6 protein-coding genes are annotated in these 7,446 nt (G+C 40.5%); 5 read left to right on the top strand and 1 reads right to left on the bottom strand.

The features are described 5' to 3' along the window. Positions 1 to 357 (bottom strand): AAA family ATPase (locus QME58_13625; protein MDI6804855.1); only part of this gene is annotated, 357 nt, incomplete at its 3' end. A 353-nt stretch (positions 358 to 710) separates the two neighbouring features. Here QME58_13625 and QME58_13630 point away from each other — a divergent pair. From QME58_13630 to QME58_13650, 5 genes are all read left to right on the top strand, one after another. After that, a complete protein-coding gene (locus QME58_13630; protein MDI6804856.1) occupies positions 711 to 2,780 on the top strand; it encodes a S9 family peptidase in 2,070 nt (689 codons plus the stop codon). 114 nt (positions 2,781 to 2,894) lie between these two features. Beyond that, complete coding sequence (locus tag QME58_13635; GenBank protein ID MDI6804857.1) at positions 2,895 to 3,125, top strand: GIY-YIG nuclease family protein; 231 nt, start codon at positions 2,895 to 2,897, stop codon at positions 3,123 to 3,125. After that, a complete protein-coding gene (locus tag QME58_13640; protein MDI6804858.1) occupies positions 3,122 to 5,170 on the top strand; it encodes a S9 family peptidase in 2,049 nt (682 codons plus the stop codon). Before QME58_13635 ends, QME58_13640 begins: the two co-directional genes overlap by 4 nt. Positions 5,171 to 5,207: 37 nt before the next feature. Then, positions 5,208 to 6,035 (top strand): orotidine-5'-phosphate decarboxylase, encoded by an 828-nt coding sequence (pyrF, locus tag QME58_13645; GenBank protein ID MDI6804859.1) that lies wholly within the window; start codon positions 5,208 to 5,210, stop codon positions 6,033 to 6,035. A gap of 36 nt (positions 6,036 to 6,071) precedes the next feature. After that, positions 6,072 to 7,415 (top strand): DUF2851 family protein, encoded by a 1,344-nt coding sequence (locus QME58_13650; GenBank protein MDI6804860.1) that lies wholly within the window; start codon positions 6,072 to 6,074, stop codon positions 7,413 to 7,415. Positions 7,416 to 7,446 lie beyond the last annotated feature (31 nt).

Genomic DNA, 7,446 nt, shown 5'->3' on the forward strand with positions numbered 1-7,446 from the left:
CTTACGTCCAGCTAATGTATCTTTAAATTTAGCTGAGGCACCTAATGTAGAAGAGCCGGTTGCTATGATATTAATATCCGGATAATAATCGGAAGCAATTTTCAGTAACTGCGAAGGATTATCTAATCGATGAATTTCATCCAACACTATGCGTTTTTTTCTAAACTCTTCAAGAAAAGATTGTGGATCCTCCATCATTAGTCGAACCCGCGGTAATTCACAATCGAAATATTCTACATCGGGTAAGCTTTTACACAAATATGTTTTACCCGCGCGCCTAACTCCTGAGAGCCAGACAATAGAACGCTTCTTCCAGGCTTTTTTTATCCTGTTTATCCAAAAATTTCTGTGTACCATATGCAACTGAATATAGCATATAGTGCTACTAAACGCAAAACTACCAGCATTTAGTACACCTTAAAAAACCTGTGGACGAGATATAGACTTTGTTTTTCCTTCATAATTTGCTAAATTTACTGAAGTTACGCAAAAGAGTCATTCTGAACGAAGTGAAGAATCTGAAACCTCAAATTCAGGCTATTTTAAGATGTTTCGCTTCGCTCAACATGACAAAAAGTCAATTCTGCGTAACTTCAGTAAATTTACTAAACAAAATGAGCAAATCAAGACACATAGATAATGTTATACGAATCGTATCAAAGAGTTTTTAAAGTTATTAAACGAACACAAAAATAATAAAGGGTATTCAAATGAAACGTTCAAGATTTTTTAGTTTTATGATTTTAATATTATTCCTCATTTCTTCGCTTAGCTATTCGCAAGATAAGCGACCGATGGAAATTGATGACATTTTCAAAATCAAGCGAGTAACCGACCCGCAGCTATCCCCTGATGGAAAATGGATAGCTTACGTAATCACGGAAGTTGATAAAGCCGCAAACAAATCGAACAGTGATATTTATTTGATGCCATCGTCAGGCGGTGAAGTTCGCAAACTTACATCGAGTCCTGCTGCCGACAACAATCCGCGATGGTCGCCCGATGGAAAAACAATCGCATTCGTTTCAACACGCTCCGGCGATTCGCACATCTGGCTGATTGAAGTAACCGGCGGCGAAGCCCGGCAGTTCACTACAATTTCAACGGGCGCCTCGCAGCCCGTTTGGTCGCCCGACGGAAAAATGATTGCATTCGTCTCGACAGTCAATCCTGAATTTTCCGATAAACCATTTAAAGAAGCCGATGCGCTGAACAAAAAGAAAAATGAAGAAAAAGAAAAAAGCAAAGTAAAAGCGCGCCTTATTACCAAGCTATTGTATCGCCATTGGAATGCGTGGGTTGACGATAAACGCCAACACGTTTTTGTTGCCCCAATTGATGGCGGTGAACCGAAAAACTTAACTCCCGGCGACCGAGACGGTGTGCCAACCTCATCCACATTCGCAGCCGGTGATGAGTTGGCCTTTTCACCCGACGGAAAAGAAATTGCCTACACTGCAACTCCAACTGAGAACGAAGCTTGGAATACGAATCACGACATTTACACGGTTTCGATTGAAGGAACGAACCGCAAACAAATTACAACCAATCTTGCCGCCGATGGTTACCCGCGTTATTCGAAGGATGGAAAATACATAGGATATCGCGCTCAACGGATTCCCAGTTTCGAAGCCGATAAATGGGAACTGATGTTGTTCGACAGAAAAACAGGCAAACACGAAAGCTTAACAGAAAAATTCGATGCGTGGGTTTTAGATTTTGAATGGACTGACGACAGCAAGAAGATTTATTTCCCATCAGAAGAAAATGCAAATCAGAAAATTTTCTGCATCTCGCTCAAAGATAAAAAGATAACAAAAATTATTGAGGACGGAGTTAACAGCGATGTGAATATATCGGCAGATGGGAAGCTGATTTATTTTACCAAGCACACATTAGAGCGGCCGATTGAACTTTATTCAGCAACAAGCGATGGAAAAAATTCTAAAAAAATTACAACCACAAACGATGAGTTGTTTTCAAAAATATTATTCCACAAAGCAGAGAGTTTTACATACACCGGTGCTGGCGGGACAACAATACAATCGTGGTTAATCAAACCGCCAAGATTCGACTCGAATAAAAAATATCCTCTCATTTATCTTGTCCACGGTGGACCGCAAGGCGCTTGGGAAAATGGCTGGCATTATCGCTGGAATCCGCAAATTTGGGCTGCACAAGGATATGTCGTGATGTCGCCGAATCCGCGCGGCTCAACCGGTTTTGGTCAACAATTCTTGAATGAAATTTCAAACGACTGGGGCGGTAAAGTTTATGAAGATTTAATGAAAGGGGTTGAATATGCCGAAGAACTTCCTTACGTAGATGCTAACAAAATGGCATCGGCTGGCGCCTCGTACGGCGGTTATATGATGAACTGGTTCGCTACGCAAACCGGGAAATTTAAAACTCTTGTTACTCATGCAAGTATCTGGAATTTTTATTCGATGTACGGAACTACGGAAGAAGTTTGGTTCGACGAATGGGAACACGGCGGCACACCATGGGATGCACCTGAAGCTTACGATAAATTTTCGCCACATAAGCACGCAAAGAATTTGTTGAAGTATAAAACTCCGATGCTGATAGTTCACAACGAGCTTGATTATCGTGTGCCGGTAACTGAAGGAATGCAATTGTTCACAACTCTTCAACGGATGGGAATTGAATCGAAGTTCCTATACTTCCCTGACGAAGGACACGGAGTATTAAAACCGCAAAACAGCGAGTTGTGGCATAAGACGGTTTTTGAGTGGTTAGCAAAGTATTTGAAGCAGTAATATTTTTTTTCTCGCAAAGGCATGAAGATTGCATAGACCAAAAAACTATTGTCACTCTGAGCGACACCGACGAAAGTCGGTGGAGTCGAAGAGGAAAGATATAAGGCTACAAGAATGAAAACTGGCGGTGTTTACATCTTAGAATGTTCGGATAAATCTTACTATGTTGGAAGTACCTCAAATTTAGAACAGAGGATGGCACAACATAACTCTGCAATTTTCGGTGGATATACTACATCACGAAGACCAGTGAAGTTGATATGGTCTCAAGAATTTTGTGACATGCAGTATGCAATAGAAGCCGAGAGAAAAATCAAAAACAAAAAAATAGGATATTTAAAATGAAAAAATACAACCTACAACTCATATTAATTCTATTAATAATTTTTATTTCATCATTTTCCATCTCACAAGAGAAACGCACGTTCACTATTGATGATATGTTCAAGTTCACACGTGTTGGCGATCCGCAAATTTCTCCCGACGGGAAATGGATTGCTTATGTGGCTTCGGTTGTTGATAAAGAAAAGAATCGAAGCAACAGCGATATCTGGCTGATTCCATCTACAGGTGGTACACCTCGTCAGCTTACAGCAAGCGACAAACCAGACGACCGTCCACGCTGGTCGCCCGACGGAAAAACTATCGCATTCAATTCAACGCGCGATGGAAGTCCGCAAATTTATCTCATCGATGTTACCGGAGGTGAAGCCCGCAAAGTTACCTCTGTACCAAACGGAACTGCAAATCACATCTGGGCTCCGGATGGAAAGTCCCTGATATTCCAATCCAGTGTTTATCCCGATTGTTACACAGGTGATTGGACTAAAGATAAAGCCTGCAACGAAAAGAAAGCTGAAGAAAAATCAACAGGCAAAGTTAAAGCCCGCATCATCGATGAGTTGATGTATAAACATTGGAATACATGGACCGAAGAAACAAGAAATCACATCTTCATCACATCAACGGATGGAAAGGAAGTCAGGCAAATAACCAACGGAAAATTTACTGTCCCTCCAATTGCATTAAACGGCAGCGAAGATGTGCAAGTATCTCCCGACGGGAAAGAGATTGTTTTCGCAACTAATATGGAGAAGGATTTGGCTTGGAGTACGAATAATGATATTTTTGTAATCCCCACTGGAGGCGGAGAGCCCAAAAAGATTAGCGCGGGTTTGGGCGCTGATGTATCGCCACGCTATTCACCCAATGGAAATTACATCGCTTACCGGTCTCAAAAAACTCCGATGTTCGAAGCCGATTTATGGCGTATATTATTGTATAACAGAAAAACCGGTGAGACAACCATTCTTACAGATGAGACCAACTTCGATAATTGGGTTGATGATTTCATCTGGTCGCCTGATTCTAAAACAATTTATTTCACTGCTGAAGTAAAGGGGAACATTCCTATTTATTCAATGAATCTGAAAAGAGAAGTTAAAGAATTAGTAGGAGGTCCATATTGGCACGAGAATGTTCGTCTTTCTAAAGATGGAAAATTTTTTACTTTCACTCGCCGCGAAATTTCATACCCGAATGAAGTTTATACATTTTCGATAAAAGAGAATAAGGTTGTTCGGGTTACAGATGTGAACAACAAATTTTTAAGTGAAGTAAAACTTGCGAAAGGTGAAGAAGTTTGGTTCGATGGCGCTGCCGGAAAAGTGCAGGGCTGGATTGTAAAACCGTCCGACTTCAACCCAACGAAAAAATATCCGCTGCTTCTCATCATCCACGGTGGTCCGCAACAGATGTTTGGCAATGCGTACCGCAACGATTGGCAGGCATTTCCGGGTGCGGGCTTCGTTGTGATGTTTACAAATCCTGAAGGAAGCCCCGGTTATGGACAAAAATTTGTTGACGCTATCAGCAAGGACTGGGGGGGTAATTGTTATAAAAGCGTGATGAATGCAGTCGATTATGCCGTCGCACTCGGCTACATTGATGAAAAGAAAATCTCGGCTTACGGCGGGAGCTTTGGCGGTTATATGGTGAACTGGATTTTAGGTAATACCAACAGGTTCGCAGCTCTCATTTCACACGCCGGTGTTTACAATTTAGAAGCGATGCACGGCACCACCGAGGAACTCTGGTTCCCCGAATGGGAAATGGGCGGCACACCGTGGGAAAATCCTGAATTGTATCTAAAATGGTCGCCACATTTTTTAGTGAAGAATTTTAAAACGCCAACACTCATAACTCATGGCGAGTTAGATTTCCGTGTTCCGATTCAGCAAGGAATGGAGATGTTCACGGCGCTGCAGCGAAAAGGAGTTCCATCAAAATTCCTCTGGTTCCCCGACGAAGGACACTGGATAATGAAACCGCAAAATAATGAGTTGTGGTACAAAACAATGATCGATTGGTTGACTGAATGGGGAAAGTGAGATTATTGAATCAATGAATAAATGGATAAATTGCTAAATGAACTTTACAGAAAAAATTAGAAAAATTCAGCACAAACAAAACTCGTTGTTGTGTATCGGACTTGATACTGATATCAAGAAGATTCCGAAACATCTTCTGAAAGCTGGAAACCCTCTGCTTGAGTTCAACAAAATCGTGATTGACGCTACCAAAGATTTAGTCTGTGCATATAAGCTTAACCTGGCTTTTTACGAAGAGCATGGAGCCAAAGGTTGGGACACAATTGAAAAGACACTTGAGTTAATTCCCGAAGGCATCATTACAATCGCCGATGGCAAGCGTGGCGACATTGGCAACACAGCTGAAAAACAAGCATCAGCGCTACTTCATAAACTAAATTTTACATCTGCTACAATCAGCCCTTATATGGGTTTCGATGCAATCGAACCTTTCACAACATCGCAGCATAAAGGTGCATTCGTACTTTGTGTAACATCAAATTCAGGTGCAAAGGATTTTCAGCATTTGAAAATTTCGGGCAAACCGCTTTACGAACATGTCGCTATAAAATCAAAAAAGTGGAATGCCAATAACAATATCGGACTTGTTGTTGGGGCAACGCGAATATCCGAATTAAAAAAAATTCGGAATATTGTACCCGAAATGCCGTTCCTGATTCCGGGTGTCGGTGCACAAAAAGGCGATTTAGAACAATCTGTAAAATCCGGATGTACAAACGAGGGGGACTTAGCGATCATCAATATCGGCAGAAGTATCATTTACGTTTCGATGCAAAGAATATTCGATAAAAAAGTAAGAGAGTCGGCAGAATATTACTCTCACACGATTAATTATTATAGAAAGAAATATTATTCGATAGTTTAAGATTTTTAAATTATGATTTAACAAACCGGAGGCTTTATGGAATTAGAAGTAATTTCAGAGAAAACGTTGAGGCAAATTTGGAGAGGTCAGAGTTTTCACAAACTACCTCTGCTAACAAACAACGGAAAAGAAATCAAGGTTGTTTCGCCGGGCAAGAGTAATCCGGACGGAGGTCCCGATTTTTTAGATGCACAAATTTACATCGGAGGCACTCTCTACACAGGCGATGTTGAGCTCCATAAGAACATCGAAGATTGGAAGCAGCACACACACGAAACCGACCCCAAATATAACCGGTTAATTTTACACGTAGTACTTTTGAATGAAGATTCAAACAAATACTCAATTAAAACGAAAAGTAAGCGGGTGGTGCCAACTGTTTATCTTGAGTCGTACATCAGTTTGGACGAATTGCAAAACGAGTATTCTGATGAGTCAACCCGGTGTAGATTAAAATGCTTCGACATTAACGAAGGAATCAGCAGCGATATCATCCGCAATTGGCTTCAAAAATTATCAGTCGAACGTTTAGAGTACAAAGTCCGACGGATCGAAGAACGGCTCAAGGAATTAATCAGATTTGAAAAACTGAAAGAACCCGTGGCACGTTACGGAGAGATTCCTGTTGAAGTAAGTCCTGAAGAAATGCCAAACTTTGAACCTGAATACTCGGCAAACGATTTCACAAACATCCATCACTGGGAACAGGTGTTATATGAATACATAATGGAGGCATTGGGTTATTCAAAAAACCAAGTTGCGTTTTTAAAACTTGCACGACTCCTGCCACTAAACAAACTAAAACTAATCAATCAATCGCAAGAATCTGAAGAAAGGGTTTTTGCATACGAGGCACTGCTTTTCAGATATGCCGGACTGTTGCCTTCGATTAAAAAAGTTGAGGAAAAAGAAAGCAGAGCTTATGTAGCCAAACTAAAAAACAGGTTAACAAATTTGAATGTTAACTCTGAAGAAATGAATGAAGCCGAGTGGCAGTTTTTCCGTTTAAGGCCCGAAAATTTTCCAACCATCCGGATTGCTGGCGCTTCACGGATAATTGATAGAATTATTTCATCGGCACTTTTTAAATCGATAATAAAAATTACTTCCGACGAAAGTTTGTCGAACAATGAAAAGCTTAAACATATTGTTGTTTTACTCAAAATAGATGCTGATAATTTCTGGAAAACCCATTTTACACTCGATAAAAAATCAGAACAACAAATAAAAGTTCTGGTAGGAAAAGAAAGAGTCATCGAAATAATTATCAATGTAGTGATTCCGATTCTCCTTTTGTATGCTCGGATTTTCAAAAAGCGCGAAATCAGGCAAAACGCATTGAACATATTTGAATCAATTAAGGGCATCTCTAAAAATTAGTTTTGACGAAAATATTTATTTGCATTTGAAA

This window comes from Bacteroidota bacterium, assembly GCA_030017895.1.
Taxonomy (GTDB): Bacteria; Bacteroidota; Ignavibacteria; order UBA10030; family BY39; genus JASEGV01.